Source organism: Patescibacteria group bacterium (assembly GCA_018896645.1).
In the GTDB taxonomy this organism is placed as follows: Bacteria; Patescibacteriota; Patescibacteriia; order UBA2591; family JABMQE01; genus JAHIMF01.
In genome coordinates this window covers 1-23,560 of the sequence record JAHIMF010000038.1, presented here as the reverse complement: position 1 = coordinate 23,560, position 23,560 = coordinate 1, and the positions used below count along the sequence as shown (strand labels likewise).

At 40.4% G+C, this 23,560-nt stretch carries 22 protein-coding genes and 5 tRNA genes; 13 read left to right on the top strand and 14 right to left on the bottom strand.

The genetic code is table 11. From position 1 onward, the window contains the following. Positions 1–186: 186 nt before the first annotated feature. From KKD20_02670 to KKD20_02660, 3 genes are all read right to left on the bottom strand, one after another. A complete protein-coding gene (locus KKD20_02670) occupies positions 187–363 on the bottom strand; it encodes a ferredoxin (GenBank protein MBU4331999.1) in 177 nt (58 codons plus the stop codon). A gap of 264 nt (positions 364–627) precedes the next feature. Further along, complete coding sequence (locus KKD20_02665; GenBank protein ID MBU4331998.1) at positions 628–756, bottom strand: desulfoferrodoxin FeS4 iron-binding domain-containing protein; 129 nt, start codon at positions 754–756, stop codon at positions 628–630. Between the two features lie 184 nt (positions 757–940). After that, on the bottom strand, positions 941–1,876 hold the full coding sequence (locus KKD20_02660; protein MBU4331997.1) for a DUF4340 domain-containing protein: 936 nt from the start codon (positions 1,874–1,876) through the stop codon (positions 941–943). Positions 1,877–1,929: 53 nt separating this feature from the next. Here KKD20_02660 and KKD20_02655 point away from each other — a divergent pair, with 53 nt between their 5' ends. Beyond that, positions 1,930–2,274, top strand: coding sequence for a hypothetical protein (locus KKD20_02655; GenBank protein ID MBU4331996.1), 345 nt, complete (start codon positions 1,930–1,932; stop codon positions 2,272–2,274). Positions 2,275–2,498: 224 nt separating this feature from the next. Here KKD20_02655 and KKD20_02650 read toward each other — a convergent pair whose 3' ends face one another. The 3 genes from KKD20_02650 to KKD20_02640 all read right to left on the bottom strand — a co-directional run bounded on the left by KKD20_02650 (position 2,499) and on the right by KKD20_02640 (position 6,042). Further along, positions 2,499–4,085 carry a GldG family protein gene (locus KKD20_02650; GenBank protein MBU4331995.1) on the bottom strand — a complete coding sequence of 529 codons (1,587 nt, stop codon included), beginning with the start codon at positions 4,083–4,085 and terminating at the stop codon, positions 2,499–2,501. 144 nt (positions 4,086–4,229) lie between these two features. Beyond that, complete coding sequence (locus KKD20_02645) at positions 4,230–4,946, bottom strand: ABC transporter permease (GenBank protein ID MBU4331994.1); 717 nt, start codon at positions 4,944–4,946, stop codon at positions 4,230–4,232. A 163-nt stretch (positions 4,947–5,109) separates the two neighbouring features. After that, a complete protein-coding gene (locus tag KKD20_02640) occupies positions 5,110–6,042 on the bottom strand; it encodes an ABC transporter ATP-binding protein (GenBank protein ID MBU4331993.1) in 933 nt (310 codons plus the stop codon). 87 nt (positions 6,043–6,129) lie between these two features. Here KKD20_02640 and KKD20_02635 point away from each other — a divergent pair, with 87 nt between their 5' ends. Then, positions 6,130–6,345 (top strand): hypothetical protein, encoded by a 216-nt coding sequence (locus KKD20_02635; GenBank protein MBU4331992.1) that lies wholly within the window; start codon positions 6,130–6,132, stop codon positions 6,343–6,345. A 215-nt stretch (positions 6,346–6,560) separates the two neighbouring features. On the opposite strand, the gene KKD20_02630 is transcribed toward KKD20_02635, so the two are convergent. The 6 genes from KKD20_02630 to KKD20_02605 all read right to left on the bottom strand — a co-directional run bounded on the left by KKD20_02630 (position 6,561) and on the right by KKD20_02605 (position 14,279). Beyond that, entirely contained in the window at positions 6,561–7,415 is an 855-nt protein-coding gene (locus tag KKD20_02630; protein MBU4331991.1) for a peptidylprolyl isomerase, read from the bottom strand. A gap of 119 nt (positions 7,416–7,534) precedes the next feature. Then, entirely contained in the window at positions 7,535–8,917 is a 1,383-nt protein-coding gene (locus tag KKD20_02625; GenBank protein MBU4331990.1) for a HAMP domain-containing histidine kinase, read from the bottom strand. Between the two features lie 10 nt (positions 8,918–8,927). Further along, positions 8,928–12,851: a hypothetical protein gene (locus KKD20_02620; GenBank protein MBU4331989.1), complete on the bottom strand. Its 3,924-nt coding sequence runs from the start codon at positions 12,849–12,851 to the stop codon at positions 8,928–8,930. Between the two features lie 162 nt (positions 12,852–13,013). Next, positions 13,014–13,469 carry a hypothetical protein gene (locus tag KKD20_02615; protein ID MBU4331988.1) on the bottom strand — a complete coding sequence of 152 codons (456 nt, stop codon included), beginning with the start codon at positions 13,467–13,469 and terminating at the stop codon, positions 13,014–13,016. Positions 13,470–13,629: 160 nt separating this feature from the next. After that, positions 13,630–13,947 (bottom strand): RNHCP domain-containing protein, encoded by a 318-nt coding sequence (locus KKD20_02610; GenBank protein ID MBU4331987.1) that lies wholly within the window; start codon positions 13,945–13,947, stop codon positions 13,630–13,632. Further along, on the bottom strand, positions 13,944–14,279 hold the full coding sequence (locus KKD20_02605; GenBank protein MBU4331986.1) for an inorganic diphosphatase: 336 nt from the start codon (positions 14,277–14,279) through the stop codon (positions 13,944–13,946). Before KKD20_02605 ends, KKD20_02610 begins: the two co-directional genes overlap by 4 nt. A gap of 188 nt (positions 14,280–14,467) precedes the next feature. On the opposite strand from KKD20_02605, the gene KKD20_02600 reads away from it, so the two are divergent. Continuing rightward, positions 14,468–15,751 carry a hypothetical protein gene (locus KKD20_02600; protein MBU4331985.1) on the top strand — a complete coding sequence of 428 codons (1,284 nt, stop codon included), beginning with the start codon at positions 14,468–14,470 and terminating at the stop codon, positions 15,749–15,751. Between the two features lie 159 nt (positions 15,752–15,910). On the opposite strand, the gene KKD20_02595 is transcribed toward KKD20_02600, so the two are convergent. Then, positions 15,911–17,668 carry a hypothetical protein gene (locus KKD20_02595; GenBank protein MBU4331984.1) on the bottom strand — a complete coding sequence of 586 codons (1,758 nt, stop codon included), beginning with the start codon at positions 17,666–17,668 and terminating at the stop codon, positions 15,911–15,913. A gap of 161 nt (positions 17,669–17,829) precedes the next feature. On the opposite strand from KKD20_02595, the gene KKD20_02590 reads away from it, so the two are divergent. The 10 genes from KKD20_02590 (at position 17,830) to KKD20_02545 (ending at position 23,282) form a co-directional block, all read left to right on the top strand. Next, positions 17,830–17,906, top strand: a tRNA-Val gene (locus tag KKD20_02590). A gap of 227 nt (positions 17,907–18,133) precedes the next feature. Continuing rightward, positions 18,134–20,017 (top strand): HD domain-containing protein, encoded by a 1,884-nt coding sequence (locus KKD20_02585; GenBank protein ID MBU4331983.1) that lies wholly within the window; start codon positions 18,134–18,136, stop codon positions 20,015–20,017. A 114-nt stretch (positions 20,018–20,131) separates the two neighbouring features. Continuing rightward, the gene (locus KKD20_02580; protein MBU4331982.1) at positions 20,132–21,220 is read left to right on the top strand and encodes an RluA family pseudouridine synthase; all 1,089 of its coding nucleotides are present in this window, start codon (positions 20,132–20,134) and stop codon (positions 21,218–21,220) included. 115 nt (positions 21,221–21,335) lie between these two features. Further along, entirely contained in the window at positions 21,336–21,944 is a 609-nt protein-coding gene (gmk, locus tag KKD20_02575; GenBank protein ID MBU4331981.1) for a guanylate kinase, read from the top strand. 80 nt (positions 21,945–22,024) lie between these two features. Then, positions 22,025–22,405: a 50S ribosomal protein L19 gene (locus tag KKD20_02570; GenBank protein ID MBU4331980.1), complete on the top strand. Its 381-nt coding sequence runs from the start codon at positions 22,025–22,027 to the stop codon at positions 22,403–22,405. Positions 22,406–22,429: 24 nt separating this feature from the next. Then, positions 22,430–22,516, top strand: a tRNA-Leu gene (locus KKD20_02565). 1 nt (position 22,517) lies between these two features. After that, positions 22,518–22,594: transfer RNA gene (locus KKD20_02560), tRNA-Val, on the top strand. 105 nt (positions 22,595–22,699) lie between these two features. Further along, positions 22,700–22,776 (top strand) — tRNA-Ala (locus tag KKD20_02555). A 36-nt stretch (positions 22,777–22,812) separates the two neighbouring features. Beyond that, the gene (locus KKD20_02550) at positions 22,813–23,136 is read left to right on the top strand and encodes a methylated-DNA--[protein]-cysteine S-methyltransferase (GenBank protein MBU4331979.1); all 324 of its coding nucleotides are present in this window, start codon (positions 22,813–22,815) and stop codon (positions 23,134–23,136) included. A 70-nt stretch (positions 23,137–23,206) separates the two neighbouring features. Then, positions 23,207–23,282: transfer RNA gene (locus KKD20_02545), tRNA-Gly, on the top strand. Between the two features lie 98 nt (positions 23,283–23,380). Here KKD20_02545 and KKD20_02540 read toward each other — a convergent pair. Next, on the bottom strand, positions 23,381–23,560 hold a 180-nt coding region (locus KKD20_02540), incomplete at its 5' end, for a hypothetical protein (GenBank protein MBU4331978.1).

Genomic DNA, 23,560 nt, shown 5'->3' with positions numbered 1-23,560 from the left:
TCGAACATAGTTTAACATTTAATCATTTAACATATATCCATTTATCATTTTTTTATTAATTTATTGGTTTATTAATTTATTAAATTTATTAATAAACTAATAAAAGCGAAGCGCAATAAACCAATAAAAACATTCCAAACAAATATATTTAAATATAAAAATATAATAAAACCACAACTCAAAAAACTAATCTACTATTATCGCATCCACCGCACAACTTTCCACTGCCTCTTTCACGCATTCAGCCTCGTCCTGACTAGTAACCTCGGCCTTGCCATTATCATTTATTTTAAAATGACTCGAGCATATTGCTTCGCAAGTTCCGCAGCCAATGCATTTTTCTTGGTCAATTTTGATAGACATAATGATTGATAATTGATAATTTCCGCCAGAGGCGGACCAGCGCTCCGTCGCGCTCCGTCGCCAGAGCTTTGGAGCGTCGGCGACCAAAGCTTTGGAGCGTCGGCGACCTTTGGCTGGGATAATTGTATTATACCACAAATTCACAAACTACCACAAAACAAAAATCGTTTCCTTGCGGCCTTTTGCCCGCCCCGAGTCAAGTCGAGGGGTGTTTTTGTGGCATAAGTAATTCGTAATTCGCAGCCATTCGTCATCTATCCGCATCTATTCGTTTCCCAATAAATCCATGTCTTGCCCGCAACAAACAAGCGTCCCGCCGCCAGCCTTGGTCACTTCCACCTCATTACCACAAATTCTACAAACATATTTTTCGCCAATATTTTCAACAGGCATACATCTTTATCTATTAGTTTATTAGTTTATTAGTTTATTAATTTATTTATTTCATAGAGCACAAAAGTCACAAAAATACCACAAATATTTATTAGAGTTATTAGAAAAGCTATTAGAAATAATTTGACACACAATTAGAATTCGTGATTCGTGAAATTCGTGAATAGATTAGTGAAAATTAGTGCTACAAAAAATCCTCTACCGTCTTTTTTAACCCATCCCGCTGCCACTGGCTGATTATATAAAATTTGTCACTGTCACTGCTTTTGGCATAATAAGTAGCCACTTGAGGATAGCCAATGCCAATTGTTAATACTTTTTGCGAACCATCCTCTAAAGTAACTTTTACTTCCATTTGGGGATCCTCGAGCCCCGTATCTTCATCTTCCTCTAACGCCACAACATCAACCGCTCTCAAATTTTCTAATCCAGTTAAAAATGAATCAACACTATTTTGATTAGCTTCAACTTTTTCTGGCTGAATCAGGTTCCATGTCTCTGCTTCTTTCTTAAGAACTATTTCTGTTTCATCGTAAGTCAAAGATATCTCTTGGGCCTCATCTTTATTAAAAACGAGCATCGTTAAATCCCGGAAATCTGGTTTATCAAAAACATAGCCAATCCCCTTTTTTGTTAAATACACCTCATTGCTTTCTGCGCGGCGGATAAAATTACTGTCAAAATTTGGCCCAGCTTTACCGATAAAAAAGTCTATCCGCAGATTATCACCTTGATATAATTTTACCTCAATGCCCGAAGCATCAACTTCAAAAACACTTTGCTTGTCAAGATTTTCCGAAACCGCATCCCCGACTTCTAATTCTTTCAAGGTATTAATTATATTAACTACATCCTCTGGATTGGCTTGGGCATTATCCCGGCTCGCCACCACCCAAGTGCTGTCTTGCTTTTGAAGCATATGGTTTGTCTCTCGAGTGGTAATCTCAATTTTACTGATGTCCTCAATATTAATATTTTTCAAAAATGCTCTTTTGGTTTCACTTTTATTTTGACCCGGAAACTTAGTAATCAAAATAATCCCCGCTAAAACCAAAAAAACAATGCCTAGAATGTAGGTTGTTTTGAATTTTTTCTTTTTTTGTGGTTGAAATGCATCCATCTAACAAAAATTTATGGATAAAGTAAGATTATAAAAACTTCAAATAATGCTCATTGTTCACAATTCACATTAATCAAGGAGGCAACCAGATGTCAACAATGTTTGGCAATATTGAGGAAGCAAAAGCTTACGCCGCCTTTGGTGGAGGAGTTGACCTCCGTACCACAATATTTGAGGAGGTTGAAGGGCTACAAGCAGCAGATATGGGTGCACAACTCCTTGATGATCCCGGGACTTCAAAAGAAGTTAAGCAGGAAATCAGAGACAGGTTAAATGCCCAAAAGGCTTTCAAATTTACAAATTGTAAGGGAATTGAAGTAACAATCGTCATTGGTCCATTCCGAGAAGGATACGATCTTTGGATAATCGGACCACAAGGACAAGTAATAAGGCTATAATTACAATAAGCTATCTCCTCGATCTCGGGCTGTGACTTCGGTCATGGCCTTTTTTTTTTCTGGAAAAATAACGTCAGTCTACAAACCTGCGTCCACAGTAAATCCACGGGATTCCTCCACTTCGTTCATGCTCACTGCGGCTCGCACTCACTTCGGTCGGAATGACACCGAATACTATTCGTGATTCGTAAAATTCGTGTGCAGATTCGTGCCGATTCGTCTTTCTACAATTCATCCGCAAACCTCTTCTTCCGCCGACTCCAAAACCTCACCATCCCAAATAAAACTACAATACAAGTCACCCCAAAAATATTTCCATATTTAATCGCATTTCTTTTGCTTGATGAAATCTCTTGCAAAGTTCTGTCAGTTACCCCTCGCGAACGAATTCCAATCAAGTCCTCGCCCAAACTTAAATAATCAACCACATTCTCAAAAAACACGCCATCATCCGGAAATCTTCTTATAAAATTATCATGCATAAAATCGCCGTCAGCCACTAAAACGATGCGGGCATTATCTGTTGACCCCTTTAACTCCTCACTCACCGCTTCTACTGCCGCTTCGCTCATCTCTTTCTGGGGAATCTCTTTACCTTTATAAAAACTTTCAAGCTTCCCAGACACCAAGACTGCTACTGGGTAGGGCTGGCCTTCGCTAGGCGGAGAAAAATCCTGCTGGGGATTTAAATTGGGCGGATAATCTGCTTTCCAAGACCGATTAGTTGTTTGCGCTAAAATTATTACTTGCTCATTTCCCAGCTTCCCGCTATCTATTTTGATATTGCCTGCCCAGGGTAAAACTAATGCCTCCAACTTGCTTGTAATCACGCTTTCCGAATTAAATCCGGCTGGAGTAATTTTGGGCCAATATGGATAAGGGGAAAAGAATTGCACAAAACCCGAGGAAAAAGAAACCATTTCCGCAGACACATCAAGCACTAAGCTCTGTTCCAAGCCCAAGCCATAATGTTTTAATAACTTTTCCAAACCAGTGCTAACTGGTTTTGTTTGTAAATTATTGTCAACGACAACATTATCTAAAGCCACAAATAAATTACCGCCATTCATTAGAAATTGATCAATAACATATAGTTCCCTGTCAGTAAATTCTTCCTTGGGCGAAGGGATAATCAAGGTAGTAATCTCGGGAGCAATCAACTCTCCACTGGTAATTGATACCTCTTCTACTTCGTATTGCTTGCCAAGGCTCTGGCCAACCACTGTCATCTCTTGCTGGAGATCCCAAATACCCCGGCCAGTTAAAATTCCAATCTTAATTTCTTCACTCCTGATGACTTTTTTAATGGCTGAAGTTAAGTCATATTCTAAATTGCGCGTGCTTTGAATCACCGGAATAATTTCTTTTCTGTCCTCGTACATAATAGCCAAGCCCAGATAGCCGTTGCGTAATTCAAATTTATCCTTGGAGCGGATATTAAACTGCAGCTGAGGTATCCCTATCATCTGAACTTCCTGCTCAAGCTCTGTATCCTCTGCCGGATCAACATATTCTACTTTCAACTTGCCGCCAGAATAATTTTTATATTCGTCAAAAGTATCGCTCACTTCTTGACGCAACAGCATTAACTCCGCCGGGAGTTCTTCGGAAAAATAAGCTTTCATGGTCACGATGTCATCTAAATCTTTTAAAATCCTTTTAGTTGACTTGGAAATACTAAACTCATTTTCACCCGTTAAATCAAAACGATGAAAAAGTTGGTAAGATAAAATATTAACCACGATCAAAATCCCCATGAAGATGAGGGTGGCAATGATAACGTTAGTGCGTTGTTGGGTTGAAAACTTCATATTATATAATCCAAATTGCAAATTACAAATTATACCAAATCAAGTTCAAAGCCCAAAATCCAAAAAATAGAATTTGACATTTGATATTTGGATTTGATTTGGAACAATTTGAGCTTGGGAATAATTTGGAATAATTTATTACCGCTATCTCCAGTTTCTGCTCTCCACGGCTTTAACATTCAACCATAAAAACAACCCCGCAAAACAAACATAATAAACCACGTCCCGAGTATCCAACACGCCCCTAGCAATATTATAAAAATGCGAGCTGATGCCCAAAAAACTAAAAAGCCAGCCGAAAAATCCAGTAACCGCGCCTAGAACAAAGCTTGCCCCAATTAAAAAAATTAAAAAACAAAAAGCTAAACTTAAAATAAAAGCAATGATTTGATTGCGAGTCAAAGATGAAATAAATAATCCCAGGGACAAATAAGCCGCGCCCAAAAGTAACCCGCCAACATAACCGCCAATCACCGGTCCCCAGTCAAACGCGCCCAGTCCGGCAATAGAAAAAGGAATAGAAAGAGAAAGCAGTAAAGCCATTGCCAAAAAACTCCAAGCCGCTAAAAATTTAGCTAACACCACTTCCCAATCGCGAACCGGCAAAGTCAGTAAAAGCTCGTCAGTGCCGCTGTGCTTTTCTTCAGCCCAAGCCCGCATCGTAATCGCTGGCGCCAGAAACATAAAAATCCAAGGAAGCAGGGAAAAATAATTCCGCATAGAGGCCTGATTTATCAAAAAGAAATTCTGGAAAAACAGCCAATTGCCCACAATCAAAAACACGGCTATAAAAATATAGGCGATTGGGGAATTAAAATACGACCGGAGTTCTCGCTTGTAGATTGGTTTGATGATGTTCATAACGAATCCTCATGAATCTGTACACTAATTTCACAAATCACTAATCTTAAACTCAAATTTTCTCGAATAAGCTCAAATAACTCGAATAGCATATTTGTGATTAGTGTTATTTACTTGCCCGGTATACGAGCGAAGCAAGTTGTTCGGGGTGTACCTATTCGTGCTAATTAGTGGTTAACTTTCTAAACACATCCTCCAAACTCACCCGCTCCCTTCTCATCTCCAGCACCTTCCACCCATTCGCAACGGCCAAATTAAACAATGCTTCCCGCAAATCCCGGCCGCCGGACACCTCAACCTTGTAACCAAAAATCAACTCGTCCTCTTGGTCGGCCCTTTCAACGGTTGATACCTCTTCCAAAGCATTAACACGCTCCAGCACCGAATGCGGTTCAGCTTTAAATTTGATATATATCATTTCTTGGCCAGCTGCCTGACGTTGGAGCTCTTCTGTTGTCCCACTAGCCACAATCTTCCCATCATTAATAATTACCACCCGCGAGCAAGTCGCTTGAACTTCGGATAAAATATGGGTTGAAAGAATTACTGTTTTTTGCTCGCCAAGTTTTTTTATTAAACTTCTAATTTCTGCAATTTGATTCGGGTCAAGTCCGCTGGTGGGCTCGTCTAAAACTAAAATCTCCGGCTCATGAATCATGGCTTGGGCCAAGCCTACCCGTTGGCGATAACCCTTAGAAAGCTCGCCAACTTGCTGGCGAATAACTTTTTGCAAACCACAGGCCTCAATCATCTCTCGAATCCTAGTTTTAACTTTATTTCCCGGGATGCTTCGCACTTCGGCAATAAATTTCAAATACTCATAAACCTTCATGTCCTCATACAAAGGCACGCTTTCTGGCAAATAACCAATTTTTTTTCTAATTTCTAAACTATTCTCCCGCACATCCAAATCCCCCACCTTAACCGTGCCGGAAGTCGGGGCAATAAAACCAGTGATAATCCGCATGGTAGTAGTCTTACCAGCCGCGTTTGGCCCCAAGAAACCCAAAACCTCGCCGTCTCTAATTTCAAACGACGCCTCATTAACTGCGGTAATATCATTGAATTTTTTTGTGAGATTTTGGACCTGAATCATCTGCTATTGACGAAGTAGTTTAAATGAATTAAGATAGAAAAATGCCAATTCTGCTTGTCTAACTCACGCCAAACTAAGGAGGGAAAAATGAAATTTCGCCTAGCAAGGGAACTGGAGATTCGTGTTGGAGATATTGCTATTCTCTACAATGGCGGCCGATATAAGGTATTAAACCTCAATCAGGAAGAACGAACGGTAAGGCTTGGTCGCCCGGACACCAAAGAACCAATCTACGGCGACCCCTATCTTTCAAAAGAAGAAGGTTGGCTCTCCATAGAAGAGGTAGCCTGGGTTGAAAATTGAAATTGAAAAACTCCGAGTCTTCTCTGCGCTGACCCCTGGCCAGCGCTTTTTTTATTATATCACCCTAACTTCTCCATCGCCCAGGAATATCGGCCAGTGGCTGACCCATCCTTTGGCTGGAATTCCAGGGCTAGGTATATTTATATCTTGGAGCCCGATAAATCGGGCTATTTAATCTGTTTCTTTTTAATTCGAGATATTAGAGCTAATTAGAGTCAATTAGAGGTTTCTTCTTCTGTACTCGTCGCTTCAGTCTCTTCAGTCGAAGTCGCCTCGCCCTCTCCGCCTTCATCGCCCTGTTCGGTCCTCACAACAACGATATCCTTAATCACCACATCTTCTTTAGGATGGTCCTGCTCATTGGTTGCTACGGCCTCAATCGCATCAACTATATCCATACCCTCTACCACCTCGCCAAACACCGTATGCCTGCCATCAAGCCAAGGGGTGGCCTCAACTGTCACAATAAAAAACTGGCTTCCGTTAGTATTGGGGCCAGAATTTGCCATAGCAAGTTTACCGCGAACCATTTTATGTGATTCCAGTTCATAGTTGTAGGCATACCCAATCTGTTCTAAGGTTAAGATCTGCTCGTCAGTCAAACCTAAGCTTCGGGGATTTATCTCATCCTCAAATTTATAACCCGGACCGCCCTGCCCGTCATCGCTCCAATTATCGTCCTTAGAATTAGGATCTCCTGCCTGGAGCATAAAATCCTTTATCACTCGATGAAATTTAACACCATCATAAAAATCTTGTTCAGCCAAACGGACAAAGTTAGCTACAGTTTTTGGGGCAGCTTCCGGAAAAAGCTTTAAGCTGATATCGCCCCTATTTGTTTTTAAAACCACCTGATCCAAGGTCTCGAGATTCACATCAGTTGTGAAATCTGGTAATTCTACTTCTTCCTCGCTTTTTTCTTCGTCGGCTGGCAGGCTGCCCAAAGAACCTGGCAGTTTTCCCGGCTTTACAGAAGTTGCGTCGCTATTAGTTTTAATACAGCCCACTGCCACCAGGGCAAAAATAAGTATGCCCACTAAAAACAAAAAATTTCTTCGTGATGCAAACATAGGATTAAGTTTAAAAGTTATAAAACAGGGTCTTTTGACTCTGTATTCTTTTTCTTATTTTACGCTTAATAAAAAATTATGCAAGTGGGCAAGTTGTGGATTAACTTAATTTTAAAATTTCATTTCTTCTCAATCGGCAAAGTGAAAATCGTCTGGGTGCCAACGCCCTCCAGGCTCTCAACATAAATCTTGCCTTTCATCAACTCGATTAATTTCTTAGTTATCCAAAGCCCCAAACCAGTGCCGGGAATATTTTTAGTCTGTTCACCTTTCACTCGATAAAATTTCTCAAAAAGGCGCTCTTTTTCTTTTGGCGACATCCCAATACCCGTATCCGCAACTTTTATTTCCATTATTCCATCCTTATTCACATAGCTTGTAACTGTTACTCCGCCTTTTTTAGTATACTTAACAGCATTGCCAATCAAATTAACTAGAATTTGTTTAAGCTTATCAGTATCAGTTAAAACTTTGGGTAGGTCTTTCGCAACCTCATATTTTAGGTATAATCCCTTTTCTTCGGCTTGTACCTTTAGTTGCTCAATAATTTCATTAATTATTTGCGAAATCTGAGCCGGCTTAATTGTCATCTCTAGACGCCCTTGCTCAATCCGTGAAACATTTAATAAATCTTCAACTAAATCACCAAGTCTGTCAGCCGAAATAGAAATAACAGTAAGAGCTTTCTTAGATTTTGCGCTAACTTTGCCTAAAGTGCCAGTTTGCATCATTTCCACATAACCCCTGATAGCAGTTAGGGGCGTCCTTAATTCGTGCGAGGCAATAGAAATAAACTCGTCTTTCATTTTATCTACTTCCTTGATCTTTCGGTAAAGGAGAGCGTAATCCCAAAGCCTAACCGCAGTTGATAAAAATAAAATGATAAAAAGTACTGAAAGGGTTAAAATGATAATAGATGCGTTCCGATTGTAAACTACTAAATCATCAACGATTTGCGAAGACACTCTCATCGAAAGCAAACCGACTTTTTTGTTTTTGTAATCACTGAAAGGCATAGCCGCGAGCCAAAACCGCTCTTCTTCAGAAAAGGCTTTGCCTTCTTTTAGACTCGTTGAAGAAAGTTGGTGAGAATCGGTAACGATACCATCTTTGTCTGGTTGTTGCCAAGCCAGGTGGTAAAGATAAAAATCATTCTCTTCGCCAATTTCTTCTTTGCTGGAAGCCGCCGCGATTTTGTATTGATCTTGCTCGGGCACTAGATATTTTAGGTCTAAGATGCTTGAATCAATCTGTTTAACTTTATCAATCTGTCTCTGAATAAACTCAATATCATCAAGATTATCCTTAACGCTGGCGTAAAAAACTCGGCCTAAAAGGAGGGCTCGACGTTGAAGAGAGGTATCAATCGTAGTGCTGTATTTGTTAATAACAAAGAGCGTATTAACTACAATAATTATCGGAATGATAATAACCAAAATAACTCCATAGACGAGCTGAAAAATCTCCTTATTTTTAATCAAGAATTCTTTAATTTTAGACATAGCTAAAAATCTATACCGAAGAACCACTGCTCGTTCCGCTCCCGGAAGATGGTTCTTCTTTCTTTTTTTGTTTAATAAATAATATAAACAAGATACTGCCAATAATAATCAAAACAAAAGCGCCGACAACATAATACAAAATTGAAATCTTGGTTTTATCTGCTGAACGTACTTCAGTCTTTAAAAAATCTCCCGGCGAAATCGCTTTGGCTTCTTTAATAAAGAAGGAAATCGGCGAGCTCTTAGCTACAATTTTCCCCGTATCGTCGTTCAAAGAGACATAAACCTCGTGGTAGCCATCAACTAACGGCTGCTTCAAAGTATAACTCCAATTACTATTTTCATCTACCTGGGTAGTCACGACTATTGCCAAGTCACTGTAAATATATAAAGCAATAATTTGGCCTGGCGTCCCTTGGCCAGAAAGTTTCATTCCTTGAACTGCGCCTTCAATGGTTGCCAGATTCTCAATTTTCTTAATTTTTAATTCCCCGCTTTCATGGCCGGCAGTTTTTGGTTGTTCTAAAACAGCTTTACTGGCTATGGCTTTCTCCACCGGAGCAACTTCTTTTTGCAGCCGACCAGGACCTAAAGGATTATAATTATGTTTAACTTCTAAGCCGTCTTCATAACCATCGCCGTCACTGTCGGGATTGTTAGCATCAGTGCCTAGACGGGCCTCAATATCATCAGGCAAACCATCAGCATCAGCATCAAAAACCAAAATTGCTGAAGGAGTAACAATTATTTCTTCGTCCTCTGACAAAACTGTTTCGCTCACTGAAGGCAAAACTAAAACCGTAGTTTCTTCTTTAATTTCCAAGGGTATCACCTCCTCAAAAGGAGATAGGGCTACTCCCGGCTCCTTTGGTTGCAAAACTACTGCCTGACCAACATACCCTTCAAGTGCTTCTTCTGTTTTTTTCTGCTTTTCCTTCTTTTCTACAATCTCCCCTAAATACCGCTTTCGCAAAACCTCTTCACAATGCCAACGGTCTAGACCTTGACATTCTACTCGGGGAGTATATTTTTTGAAAAGAAAGTCTTCGCAAGCTTCAGACCCAGTAATCCCTGCGGCCTTACATTTATCATTAAGATATTTTTCACGCAACATCCTATCACAAGCCTCCCTAGCAACTAAATCAGCATCTAGGCATTCTTTTGGCAAAAACTTTTTGGCTAAAAATGACTCACACATAGCCTCATCAGTAATTCCTGCTCGCCTGCACTCTTGGGGGAAAAATTTCTGACGCATAAAGGCTTTACATTCATCAAAACTCATAATCCCAGCCTCAACACAATCAAATGATAATTGCTTTTGGGCTGGTTTTTTGTATTGCTCAAACAAATACTTTTCACAAGCTGTTTTTGTTAAAGCCTTGGCCTCTCGGCACTCGGCTGGCAAATGTTTTTCAAATATATATTTTTCACAGCTCTCTTTGTCTAATATGCCCGCCTCCCGACATTCTTTAGGCGCATAAAGGCTAAAAACAAAACGTTCGCATTCTTGTTCGCTAAAAATACCTTTCTCTTGACATTCCTTGGGCAACTGCTCCTTTTGGAGATATTCATCGCAATCACTGCGGGTAGTAAGGCCTTTTGAACGACATTCTTTCTCTAAACTTAAGGCCTCTAAGATAGCATCGCACTCCTTTTTTGTGACTACTTTAGCTTTTTTACACACTGCCGGCAGCTCCTCGCCTATATATTGATACTCTACCTCTGTTCCCACGATATATCCCTTAACTGATTCATAGCCTATTTGACTATATTTCTCCCGAATAAAATAATCGCATTTTTCTTTAATTTTAATTCCGGCGCTTTGACACTCTTGAGGCAAAGTTTGAATCAGCAAATAAGCTTCGCAGTCTTGTTTACCGGTTATCCCTTGAATCCCACACTCCGGGTCAAGAAGGCTTCTCTCACTCATTATTTTATCACATTCTTCTTTAGTTAAAGCGCCTGCTTCAATACAGATAGGCGAAAAATATTCCCCGGCCTCGCGATAGCCGCTCTGCAACTCCTCAATCTCTAGCGGTTCAACCAGGGCAACTTGCGGCTTTTCTTTAGCCACTACCCTACTAACCTCCCCTTTAGTTTCGCCTCCACTGGGCCCAGCCTCTTTAGACTCATTTTTTATCAAAGCCTTAATTTGACCAGAATAATGTTTATTACCAAAATTATCTTTGCCCACGGCTTGAATATAATACACGCCATTTGCCAACAACCGCGTATCCCACTCATACTGCCATTCACCAAAAACTTTTTCTGGAAGATAAGCTATCAGATTCTTCAAACCTCCTTGAAAATAATAAAGTTCTACCGCCGTAATCGCGAATTCAGTGCCGGCTTTTAATCTGTGTTTACCCGCAAGCACCGCATCATACGTTGGCGCAATAATCCAAATCATATTTTTTGGGACCACTTGTTCTTGAGGTTTTTCTGCCTCTTTTATCGTTTCTTTTAATAATCCTTCTCTCTTTGTAATTTCAACTTCTTCTTTTTTTTCTTCTCTTGCCTTATTTTTAATCTCTAACCTAAAAACTTGTTCGCTCGGATAAACTTTGTCCCCCTTATAACCCCGCGCATACAGGGCATAACTGCCATCAGCTAAATAAGAAATGTCCAGCTCTGCAGCCTGCCAAATTAAATTATCTTTAGAGGCAGCTTTTATTTTTAAATCTATCTCTGAAGTCTTATCACTGTCTAAATAAAAATCTAATTTATCCAAAGGCTCGTTAACTTCGGCTTTTAAATCAACTTTTTTTGAAACAATCTCTGCCTCAATTGGTGATTTTATAATAATTTTATAATAAATAGGCGAAGGCCCGACTGATTTGGGCTGGGGCTTATTACTCACAATCAGCCTTAAAGCTTGACTGGCATAAGTTCTATTATTAAGACCGGCCCGGGCAATAACCTGATAATCTCCATTAGGCCCAGTTAGAGTCTCCCAACAGGCCTCCCAAGCCGACAGCTGCTTATTCCATGTTGTTTGATAAGTTGATTCTTTGGCATTAATAATTTTAATCACTAAATTATCAACCGGCGTATCAGTCTTCACTTTAAAACAAACTTTTTGGGAGACTTGAGTAAATTTTGGGTCAACAAAAGTAAAAGCTATTGAGGCCGGAAGGCTCTCTCTAATTAAGGCGAAATTATCAACCCTTAAATTAAACTCCTGACTTAAATAAGTGAGATTTCCAATTGCTGCTTGGGCAACAATTTTATAATCACCATCTTGATATTTAGCCGTGTCCCAAACAAATCCCCAGGTTGTGCCTAGATCCAGCTTATTCCCAGTGAATGTTAGCTCCAAAGGCTGAATAACCTTAAAAACAACATTGTCTCCTGGAAGGCTTAACTTCACTCTTAAGTCTACTTTCCCGGAGACGATTGGCTCCTTCGGGGCTACCAAATTAAAGATTACTTGGGGTGATTGAGACTCGGATTGCCGGTTATTGATAGAAATGAAAATTTTATCATAATAATAGTTCCCCAAACCATCAGAACCGATAGCTTTAAGATCGTAATCTCCATTTTCCATTTTGGCAGTATCAAGACCAAATTCCCAAGTGTCTCCCGCTGAATTATAACTTCCGGCTCCCAGACTTTTTTCTAAGCCTCCTTTCAATGCATTGAACTTCACCAAAGTAATTCCTTTAGTTGCCCCCGCCCTCAAAACAATGCGCCCGGCAGCTGACGAGCCATTAAGGGGATTTTTGAAAAGGATTTTTTCTTCATAAGACTCCTGCTCTGTTTTTGTTTCACTCTCTTTATCTTGAGGCAGGGCAGTCATCTGAGCTCGAGCGCTCAATAAAAAAACCGCCTGACTAAAAGTTAAAGTAATAATAACTAAAGCAAAAAGGGTTATTTTAAGAAACTTTCTATTGCTCAAAATAACTCTGGGGTTGGTATAATTCTTTTTTTTCATGGGTTTTATCTTTAAAGTTAATAAGTTTCCTTTATTATACCATAATCTCGTCAAAAATATAATATAGTGGGAAAGTCGTGGATTATCATTAACCCAAAACCTAAAAAACCAGAAAAAGAAAAAGGGGCCGCTAAACAACGCAAGCCCCAAAATGATGAAAAATTATTCCCCAACTTCTTCAGCCTCTTCGACCACTATGTACTCGTAGTCGCCACCGCCCTCAGCAATACTCTTTAGAAACTCTGCCACTCCTGGACTCTCTGCAATAAGCTGTTCTAATGACAAGGGGATGTTAATCTGTTTGAAAATCCCCTCGCTAATGTCTTGGAGTAATTCGCCCGGAAGACTAAGCTTATATTCATCAATATCAAAATAAGCTAAACCGAGCGGCACTTCTAATTCCAAGTCTTCTCCACCGCCTATAATCATATCATACAAAGCATCAAGCACTTCCTCTTCTGGCAATATAGCAAGAAGCTCCAAGGGAATTGCATAAACCTTATATTCCCCAGGCTCATCCAAAATGTCATCCGGAAAAAATGGTTCATAGTCCTCATCCACAAACAAAAATCCCGGGGGTACTGCATCTCCTACCCGCATCTCTTCTGGTAACCCCATTTTGCTCCTCCTTTGGTGTTGGGTTGCGGTTTATCCTCCTGCCAAAATTTGGCAATTATTATCTTAGTTTAACCCTATAATTTTGTCAAACTTTTGTATCTTTCAAAAATTAAAAAGCCACCTCCAAATTATTAACCCTATTAACAATTTATTAACTCTATTAACTATGCTCCGAATCACCACCAGCCATCAAACTGATTACCGCATTCATATTATCATTTTCAACTGTTTTATTCCTCTTCTTCTCCCCGCACTTCCCGCATCTATGAATAATAACTAATTCCTCACCATTTTTCTCAACCGCCACGGGTTCCATCATCCCGCCGCACGAATTTTCCCGGTCTCCGGGATTAATATCAACATGCCGGCTCCAAAGACACTTGGGGCAATGATTAGTATAGCCCGTGCCTTTTACTTTAGCATTGCAATGCTTACATATAAAATCTTCAGTTTTACGAGTAAATTTTTTTGGCATTATCTAATAATTTTTGACTTAAAATATTTTTCTTGAAATGCAACTTGACTCCCAATTTCTCCATCACTAAACTCTGCGCCGTCAGCCGCTACCACTAATTTATCATCGTCATCATCTAAGCGCTGAATAATCGCAATTACACGGCCTTCAAATTCTTTCAAGGACCTATCTACACCCAGCACATAAGCATCAATCTCCTCCCTATCCGGGGCTTTTGTGCCTGGTATGTACCCATAGTTAACTTCATAAACAAAATTCCACTTAGGATGCTTTGAGCCAAGGGGTCTGTCTATTTTTACTTTTATATTTTTACCCAGGTATTCTTTCAAATCCATAACTTCACCTTACCATTATTTCTATCTCTCCGCAATTCTATCTAACCAGGCGAAAAACTTAAAAACAACTTATACACAGAATTGGATTTGACTCTATCTTTAGAATTTGTTAAACTAAACAACTTCCTGGAAAATGCTCTTTAACAATCATTAAATCATTCACCCCTAAAAACAAAAGGAGTATCGTCATGAAAAGGATAGCTCAAGAATGGTACGAAAGCGAACAAGCCGCAAAAATCCTAGTTGAATGGAAAGGCGGAGCCAGACAGGGCGGCAAGGGCATTGCCCAACTGGCTAAAGAATTTGAAGTGCCGCATTCTCGGATAAAACGTCTGATTCAATTGCACAAAGTGCTTGGCGAGGAAACTACTGCAACCGTGCAACATGACCGAGAGACGGGCCGATTACAAGCAGAGATTAGGGTGCTAAAACGTAACTATTCAGAAGCTATAAAACTCCACAATCTTCAGAAAGCTATACTGGGAGTTTGCCAAGACACAATAACGGCTATGCCCGCAGTGAAAGTGCCAAAACTGATCACCCCAAAACAAGCGCTTTTTGTGGAAGAGGCCGCGCTGATGCTTTCTGATATCCATGGCGGCGAAGAAATCTCCGAAGAGGAAACCCTTATTTTTGGACGCTATAACTGGGACATTATGCGTCACCGTTTGCATCATATAGCAGAAAGAACTGTTTTTTGGACTCAACAAGCATTACCCAACTATCGATTCCAAAAACTCCATCTTTTTATGCTGGGAGATATGATTCCGGGCGACATCCATCTAGATACCGTAAAGGCCTCACCCGGCAATGTGATTGAGTGGACCCTTGGAACCGCTTGCGTGGTGGCCCAGATGATTGGCCAACTTGCCGCAGTTTTTCCAAAAATTGAGATAGAGGCTGTTATTGGAAATCATCCTAGACTCTCAAAAAAACCAGTTGCCAAAGAACGTTATGTTAATTGGGACTATGTCTGCTATAAGGTTATTTCACTGATATTAGCAAACCAATCCAACATCAAATGGCATATCCCGCGTTCCTTCTGGATAATAAAAGCCATTGGTGAAAAAAAATATTTAGCTTTGCATGGCGACGACATCCGTTCTTGGATGAACATCCCATACTATGGGATAGACCGCGCTGTGGCTAGATTGACCGAGCTCTTTGCTTCCAAGGGGGATTTTATCCATTACGTCTTAATGGCTCATTTCCACAATACTGGCATCTTAGATAAAGTTGTTGGCCAAAAAATCATTAATGGCTCAGTATGCGGCCCCAATGAATTTTCTCTGGGCAAATTTATGTCATCTGAACCAAAGCAGATACTTTTTGGGGTCCACCCAAGAAGAGGTAAAACTTGGCTGCTTGATATTGATCTCTTAAACGCCCCGGAGCCAAAAGTGCCTGTTTATAAGTATGAGCTGATGGGTCAGGGTGAACAACTGCTAGAGGTCGCCAGAGCTTTAGCCTAAAGCCAGCACCAAACTTTTGGCGCTGACCAAAGTATTGAATTTTGAAGGAGAATAGTAAAAGAATTCATTTAGATAACAAAGGCCGTTCCTTAACAAAAGGAACGGCCTTTTTCTTTTGAGAAATCCGGGGGTATGGCGGGTAATCACCCGTGTCTTTTTTTACTCCCCAATAATCTCGTCCCCTGTTTTTAACCGTTTCAACTCTACAGCCTTTACCTTCTGGAGTTTCTGCAGGTTAAACTTCCTACTCTTGAGATCTTCCATGGAAATAATCGGTTTTTTCTCTCCTTTGTCAATTACATAAATACCTGGCTTGCCTTCTTCTTGAATCAAAGTGCCATCAGGATGATGCAATGTTTCTTGGGCTCTTTCTCTGGTTCGGATTATGCTATTATCCAAATCAAGAATCCTCCCCCATTGGTAGCCATTAGATTCAAAGACCTCGCGAGAAGTGATGGGCACTTGCTTGCCGCCCTTAATCACAAATACACCAGCTGTTCCTTTTTCCCGGACCAAAGCTCCTTCAGGCGGCTCGCTTTCTTCAGTCACTGCCGTATCTTCAGAATATTTATTTAATTCTGCATCCCTGATTGTTCTCACATTTCCAAATTTATATCCCAGCCGCTCAAAGGCTTGCCTGGTTTTGAATCCTCTGCGTTGGCCATCAGCAATCACATAAACAGTGCCGCCAGAACCTTTAACTAAAGTTCCGTCAGGATAATTTAGTTCTTCGCCTTCAGCATAAGCTTCTAATTCGTCTTCGGAAATCGTCTCAATTTCATTCCAATCCAAATCATTCTCTTCAAAAACCGCTTCGGACAAAATTGGCCGCGCTTCCTCGTCTTCAATCATATAAACCGAAGATTTGTTTGCGGTTTTAACCAACTTCCGATTAGTAAAACGTCTAACAACCAAAGTAACCGTATATTCCTGGCCGCCAATAGTTAAAGTTTCTTTTATTAGTTTTTTATGAAAAAGCTCAACAATGTCATAGCTATTGGACCATTTCACCTGGTCAGAGGTAAAACTCAATTCTATATGGTTTTCTTGCTTCACATTTTTCTTTAAAGCTACTTTAGCAATAATTCCGTCATAACCGCCAAAAACATAGGAATTCCAATAAATCCGCTCGTGTCCAGCTTTAACTAGGCCGTCACCATGGCTTGGCTCAAAACGAACCGTCTTTAAAAACTTTAAAGCCGCGCCTTCTTCAACCCAAAGATTGCCGGAAAAATCCATTCCCTCTTTATTTTCAATTGCCTCGCTATTCAAAGAATTGCTGACAGGACCGCCCCAAAGCACTTCCAAATTAAAAATCCGCTTTTTGATCGGAAAAACTTTTACCACAATTTCCCGCCCCTCGCCCACATCTTGAATAATCGGCTCTCTGGCATCATAAAATTCTTTGACTGTCTTGCTTAAACTGCCTTGGCTTGTTTCGATCGTCAAAGTATCACTGCCCTTGCCGGAAACTAAAACCTTCACTCCATCCCAGTGGTTGTAAATCAATGATGTCCAAACCACGCTCGGTGTCATTTGAGTAATCTTATCTCTCTCCGCATTGTGCTCTTCAAATAGCAAATCTCTGACAAAAGTCACCCGGCCACTCCCAGTAGAATCAACAGCGCCAACATTAGAAAGCGCGATGGACCCATCAAAGTTTGCTTCTTCTTTATTTTGAATCTCGCCAATCACATTGCCCCAGCGCACTTTCATAGAAAAATGATACATTGTATCAGCTGGCGCTACCTGCATTGGTTCAACGCCGTCTGCTTCGTTTAATTCTTCCAGTGCTTCTTGTGTCCCAATTGCAAAAATTGTTGCCGAAACAGGAATTGGTGACAATGATACTAATAAGCCGGCTATCACCAATAAATAAAAAATGCTCTTCACCTGTGGTGAACTTGTTGAATCCATAAGTTTCTCCTTTTAATCCTGCTTAGAGTTTTAATTACTGCCCCAAGCAGAATCTTATTTTTATTATAAAATACCATTGTTTATATTATACCAAAAATCAAAATTGCAAGCAACAAAAGTTGATTATTTTTAAAAAATCTGCTAAGATAAAATCAAATCATGAGTCTGTAGCTCAGTTGGTTAGAGCATCACGTTGACATCGTGGGGGTCGGAGGTTCGAGTCCTCCCAGGCTCACCAGAAAACAAAGCCCCGTCAAGGGGCGTTTGTTATTTATCCCAATATAAGATAAAATAAAATAAATAATCCGCTATAATCTGCTTAAATCTGCTGTATGAAGTTTATCCCAAAACCCGGCCAAATTGATTACACCCGCAAAAAAAGCGCGCCCGTGATAAATTGCGTGGTAAAATATCAGGATAAAGTTTTAATTCTCAAGCGAAGTAAAAAAATGGCTGGTCACACCCGTGTTAGTCGTTATTACAATCAATAAAATCAAAACTGATTGGGAAACCGAAAAATATCAATGGATAAAACCAGAACAAATCAAAAAATATAAAACTGCGCCTGACTTTGATAAAATTATTGAAAAAGCATTAACTGCAGAAACAATGACTAAAAAACTTGATAAATTGAATGCCCTACAAATCAAGCTTGAAAAAAACAGGATTTTAGATTTTGTAAAAAAACTCCCAAAAACCGCGGAAGTCTATCTGGTCGGCGGCGCCGTGCGCGATGCCCTGCTTGACTGGCCCGATTCCGGCGATTATGACTTTGTTGTCCGCAATGTCAGCGCTAAAAATTTAGAAAAAACTTTATCCAAACTTGGCCAAGTTGATTTTGTTGGTAAAAAATTTGGGGTCTTTAAATTTATCCCAAAAAATACCCAGCTCAAAGAAGCTTTGGACATTGCCCTGCCGCGAACCGAGCACTCTCTTGGCACTGGCGCTTATCGCGATTTCAAAGTTAAATCCAATCCAAAATTAAAAATTGAAGACGACCTTTCCCGCCGCGACTTCACCATCAACGCCATGGGCTATCGTGTCAAAAAAACAAAAAAACAAAAAAACAAAAAAACAAGCTGCTCAGCAAACTCGGACGGGGAAAATCAAAAAATCATCGATCCTGCCAACGGCCTCGCTGACCTCCAAGCCAAAACTATCCGTACAGTGGGTAATCCCCAAGACCGATTCAGCGAAGATTACTCCCGCATGCTTCGCGCCATCAGATTCAACTGCCAGCTCTCCGCCAAAGGCGGACCAGCGCTCCGTCGCGCTCCGTCGCCAGAGCTTTGGAGCGTCGGTGACCAAAGCTTTGGAGCGTCGGCGACCTCTGGCTGGAAGATTGAAAAGCAAACCTGGACTGCCGTCAAAAAACTCATACCCCGCATCAATGACGTAAAAAATAAGGAACGGATTGTGCCTTACGAAGTCATTGCTTCTGAACTCCTCAAGGCCTTTACCCACAACCCAGTCCGAGCCCTAGAGCTTCTTGACGAGTCTGGTGCTATGAAATCCCTCATGCCAGAGTTACTAAAAATGAAAGGCTGTCCCCAACCCAAAAATTGGCATTCCGAGGGAGATGCTTGGGTCCATACTAAACTAGCTCTCTCGCTGTTACAGTCTAAGGATTTTCAACGTGAGTTTAGAAAAAAACGTTCTGACACGGATTGCCACGGATTTAAAACGGATAGCTACGGATCACTGATTGATCCAGAACTTGTCTTGGCGGTGCTCCTGCACGACATTGGCAAGCCTTGTGTGGTGAAAACTCCGGAAAAAGACGGCACAGACCGGATTCGTTTTCATGGGCACGAAAAAGAAGGAGTTCATTTAACTCGTAAAATCTGCAAGAGATTAAAATTGCAAACCCCGCCGGAATTTGATGTTGACTGCGAGCGAATGGTCTCAATGGTCGGCAAGCACCTGCTTTGTGTTAACTCTAAAATTGAAACCATGAAAAACGCCACCATCGTCAAATATTTTATTCGCCATCCCCGTTTGGGCGAAAATTTCATGAAACTCTTTTGGCTGGATGCCATGGCCAGTGTTCCGGAAGTCGGCAAGTCCGACCTCTCGCACTATAAAAAACTTAAAAAACGAATCAATCAGCTCAAAAAATCAACTTTCAAATCAACAATCAAAATCTGCCCCGCAAAAATCAAACTTGATTCCCGCGGTCGATTTAAGGCAGTTATTAACGGCGATGATATTATGAAAGAGTTTAAAATAAAGCCCGGCAAAAAAGTTGGCGAGCTTTTGGATTTGGTGCGGGAAGAGCAACTGGCCGGACGAGTGAGAACTAAAAAAGAGGCAATTGATTTTCTGGAAAAGAAATTAAAGACACAATGAGTTATCAGACAGAGGCTGATCACCCTTTGGGTGACAATGAATTACGCGAGGCGAGCCGCAGCGAGGCGAGCTTATTACTAATATGTGTTTATAAAACAAATAAATTTCAGACCAATGCGCCTTGATATCCATCTCGCAAAAAAATATCCTCAATATTCCCGCTCCCACCTTCAAAAACTTATCAAAGCAGGCAAGGTTTTGGTTAACGGTAAAATTGTCAGCCCTCATTATCAAATTAACAAAGGCGGAAAGCGAGATTCGCGAATCTCGTTTTCTGAAAATATTATTCCGCCGGAAAAAATTGACTTATCGCCGGATAAATCCATCAAATTAGATATTGTTTATGACGATGAAAATTATTTGGTCATAAACAAACCCGATGGTCTAGTTGTCCACCCCTCGGAATCCGTGAAATCCCACACCCTCGTCAATGCCATCCTGGCCTACTATCCACCCATAAAAAATATTGGTGACCAAAAAAACAATAACAATTATCAATTATCCCAGCCTCAACCAAAGGCAGATGGGCCTCTGGCCCAAAAGGCTGGTCTCCTCCAAAGGGGGATGGGCCTCTGGTCCAAGCCCCTGGCCGAAATTATCAATTATCGTCCCGGCATTATCCACCGCTTAGACAAAGATGTCTCTGGTCTCATGGTCATTGCCAAAACACAGGCGGCGTTTGACGACTTAAAAAGGCAATTCCAGGGCCATGAAATCAAAAAGAAATACACCTGCTTGGTTCATGGCAACGTTAAAAAAGATTCTGGTGAAATCAACATCCCTATCGGTCGTTCCAAAAAGGGCTATAAAATGTCAGCCCAACCCACTGGCCAAGCTCGGTCCTCAGACCGAGCGCCCAAACAAGCCACCACCAAATTTAAAGTCCTTCAACGATTCAAGAACTTCACACTCCTTAAAATCCAAACCCTCACCGGCCGCACTCATCAAATCCGCGTCCACCTTCAGGCAATCGGCCATCCCATTGTCGGTGACCCAATCTATAAATCAAGAAATCAAGAAATCAAGAAATCAACCCTTCGGCAAACTCAGGGCGGGGAAAAACAAGAAATCAAAATTGATGCTCCTCGGCTATTCTTGCATGCGGATCTGCTTGAATTTCACGACTTAAAAAATCAACCCAAAAAATTCAAACTTGAATTGCCCGAAGAACTTAAAAATCTCCTAAAAAGCTATAATGAGTGACGATTGTATTATTATTGTATTACGCGAAGATGAGCCGACCTGTCCGCCGTAGCCTTGGCGCAGGTGGAAGGCGAATCAAGCTTATTACTACAAGTTACTACAACAATACATCCTTATGACCTCAAAACGTATCAAAAAAAATAAACCCAACAAACGCACTAACTGTGCCAAATTATTCATCATCTCGGGTCCCTCTGGCGCTGGTAAAAACGCTGTTGTTTGCGGTATTTTGAAAAAACTAAAAAACGCCAGTCGGATGGTCACCTGCACTACCAGAAAAAAACGACCAAACGAAAAACCTGGCAAAGATTATTATTTTTTGACCGAAAAAGAATTTAAACAAAGAATTAAAGAAAGTGATTTTTTAGAGTGGGCCATAGTCCACAAAAAACACTATTATGGAAACTCAAAAAAAATTCTGGAAAAACTGCAAAAAAAATATGCCATTATTCTTTTGGTTATTGATGTCCAAGGAGCAAAAACTATTCGTAAAAAAGCCATACCGCACACTTCTATTTTCATCAATGCAGAATCAGAAAAGAAACTCATCTCCAGAATTAAAAAACGCAAAGCCATGATGTCAAATGAGTCGCTCAAACTCCGCCTTGCTTCCGCGGCAGCCGAAATGAAACAAGCAAAAAAATACGATTATCAAGTAACTAATTATGAAAATAGATTGGACGAGACAATAGAACGGGTGTGCGCTATAATTCAAAAAAATTGACAAAATCAACAAAATAAGCTAATATACCCCTAATAGTGATTGGGTCTTTATAAACTTAATTTTTTATTTATAACAACTATATGACCGAGAAAACAGATCAAGAAATCAAGAAAAAAGATGAAAAATCTGATGAAAAACCAATTGACCGCGCCTTTCCAGAAGTCCAATCCGGCACGGTTGTTCAGGTTCATCAAAAAATTAAAGATGTAGATAGTAAAGGTAAAGAAAAGGAACGGATTCAGGTTTTTGAGGGTTTGGTTATTGCTCGCAAACATGGCAGGGAAAAAGGAGCGACTATTACGGTGCGGAAAGATTCTAAGGGATTTGGGGTAGAGAAAATATTTCCGCTTGCCTTGCCTCAAATTACCAAAATAGAGGTCGTCAAGAAATTTCGCACTCGCAGAGCTAAATTGTATTTTACCAGAGATTATAAAAAGAAGCTGAGAGAAGATAGAAAATAGAAAAAATAACCTTTTAATAAACACGCGGGCGTGCTGAAATTGGTAGACAGGCTACCTTGAGGAGGTAGTGGCCTTTTGGCCGTGGAGGTTCAAGTCCTCTCGCCCGCACCAGGGGCGGTTAGCTCAGCTGATTAGAGCGCCTCGTTTACACCGAGGAGGCCATAGGTTTGAATCCTATACCGCCCACCAGTTAAAATATTACATATATTCATATTTCCATATATCATCTTTCGTTTATTTTATTTATTGATTTAATAGCAGATGATAAATGGATAATAATATGAATAATAATACGGGCCGTTAGCTCAGCTGGCTAGAGCGCCTCCATGGCATGGAGGAAGTCGCAGGTTCAAATCCTGTACGGTCCACCAAAACTTTATAGCTTTATAGCTTATGGCTTATGGCTTATGGCTTCCAAAAACTTCTTTGAAAAAGTCTGGGAAATGACTAAAAAAATTCCTAAAGGCAGGGTGGCAAGTTATGGTCAAATTGCTGCCATGATTGGTACGCCTCGCGCCGCGCGCCAAGTCGGCTGGGCTCTACATTGTATGCCAAATGATTCAAGTATTCCATGGCATCGCGTAATTAATTCTAAAGGCTATATTTCAACCACTTGCCTGGAACATCCCTCTGACCTACAAAAGCAACTGATAGAAAAAGAAGGTCTCGAAGTAGTGAGAAAAAATAATTTATGGTGTATTGATTTAAAAAAATATTTGTGGAAAAAATAGTAATAATTAATAACTGATAATTAATAATTGAATAAATAAAAATGGAAGCCGTATTAAAAAAATTGGGCTAGCGGGTATCGTATAGTGGCTTATTATGTCAGCCTTCCAAGCTGAAGACACGGGTTCGATTCCCGTTACCCGCTCCAACAAAAAATACCGCTATCTTTAGCGGCATTTTTTGTTAAGTTAACCTGATTCATTCATTTCATTTATTTCAGAAGATATTAAACTTGCGGACTAGTTGCTAAAAAATTTCCATCTTCAAATACTGAACACCAAATCTTTTTGCTTCCTCTTTGTCAGACATCCAAATATCAACTTGCAGGCTAAACCGTTCATTCATCCGATCTTCGACCACAAAAAGCTTGTCTCCAAATTTATCTGGAAAGCGAATTACTGTGCCTACTGGTAAAAAATTAGCAGC